This window comes from Candidatus Obscuribacterales bacterium (assembly GCA_036703605.1).
GTDB lineage: Bacteria > Cyanobacteriota > Cyanobacteriia > RECH01 > RECH01 > RECH01.
Map to the genome: position 1 here is coordinate 1 of DATNRH010000571.1, position 1,364 is coordinate 1,364.

Annotated in this window: 3 protein-coding genes; all 3 read right to left on the reverse strand. The window is 52.3% G+C overall.

Annotated features, from left to right (window positions below; all coding sequences use genetic code 11):
• The coding region (locus tag V6D20_12185; GenBank protein HEY9816538.1) for a DUF5661 family protein at window positions 1-343 on the reverse strand (343 nt) is incomplete at its 3' end.
• 89 nt (window positions 344-432) lie between these two features.
• Window positions 433-1,107, reverse strand: a complete 675-nt coding sequence (locus tag V6D20_12190; GenBank protein ID HEY9816539.1) for a hypothetical protein — start codon at window positions 1,105-1,107, stop codon at window positions 433-435.
• 41 nt (window positions 1,108-1,148) lie between these two features.
• Window positions 1,149-1,364 (reverse strand): hypothetical protein (locus V6D20_12195; GenBank protein ID HEY9816540.1); only part of this gene is annotated, 216 nt, incomplete at its 5' end.

Sequence of the window (1,364 nt, forward strand, 5' to 3'; positions counted from 1 at the left end):
TTTTGGAGCGGCCTGCAAGAACGGGGCGCAGGATGTCGTCCCCATTCTCTTCCAGATAAGACATGACCTTTCCCAGAGCCCCTTTGATTTGGGGGGCCCGCATACCCATTGCAAGCAACAGCTTCTTGACCTCCTCAGAGGTAGCTGCCGCATGCTTCTCTATCTTCTCTAGCTTATCGTAGTACTTGGGGTCTTCTGTCAGGTGATCGATGGCGATCTCACGGGCAATGTCGGGGTCAGATGTGTGTTCCATCTCCACCTTGACGCCCTTTGCCAACTGCTTGGGGTCAAAGTCTGAGGGGACTTTCAAATCACCCAATCCACCGGGTATATGATCTACCATGATGCCTTCCTATAGATATCCCCAAGGTTGAAACTGAAACTGGCCCTCAAAAGAGACTTTCGAGGGCCAGTTTTCAACTTAGGACGGGATTAGAGTCCAACTGCTACGCCTGCGCCACTACCGCTGTAGCGGATAGAGCTGGAGCCGTCAGAGAATGGGTTGTTACCCGTGCTATCCCCATCAGCAGCCAATTCACCATAGGTGCTGGAGCCGTCAATGATGTCTGTGACCTTGACCCCGATATCCTCGGAGATCAAAGCGGAATCCGATGCAAAGTTGGCACCATAGGACTCCATCCAGCACGCCTCGAAGAATGTGAGGAGCGCCTCGTTCACACCGTCCGAAGCAGGCGACACGAGCTTCGGTTGAAGCCCCTGCTCAGTGGCAATCCGACTGAATACAAGCTCTTGCTTGATGTCAAAAGGCCATTGGTGGTGCTTGAGTGAGCGGACCAATCCGTCAGTACCAGCGGCGTAGCCGAATGCCTGATAGATGTTTGAAAGGTAGAGTAGCGTCCGGCTAATGGAGATGCTCATGGAGGGGGTTGTACCGGGCACCAACTCAGCGAGTTGATCTCCGTAACCCAGACCACGAACCTCTTCAACGGTACGAGACTCTGAAAGCCCAAAGGAAGATACGACACCGATCCGGCTGAATGCAGAGTTGCCTCTGGCCACAGAGTAGATCTTGTTCTTCTGCGAAACGGCAATGCGGGTATTGGGTGTAGTCCCGCGCCGGTAAATGTAGTTGTTATTGTCTTGCATGTGACAACCTCTAGCGAGTTGGGTTAAAAGCGGACACTACTTCAAAAATCATCGAGCGGGTCTTCTTGCTCGAACTGATAGGGACTCGGGATATCAATATCGAGCATATCCTCGCTATCAATGTACTCCCCATCATCCTCAAAGCCGTAACGAGGTTCTGGTGCAAAGTCAGACCAGCTCGACTTCTTTAAGAGGTCTTGCACACTTTCAAAGTCCTCCTCAGGAAGCACCTCTCTCTTGCGGGGTTCATCTTGGTC

Coding starts and splice junctions, on each gene's coding strand:
- V6D20_12190 (HEY9816539.1), bottom strand. CDS start 1,107: ATGCAAGACAATAACAACTACATTTACCGGCGCGGGACTACACCCAAT.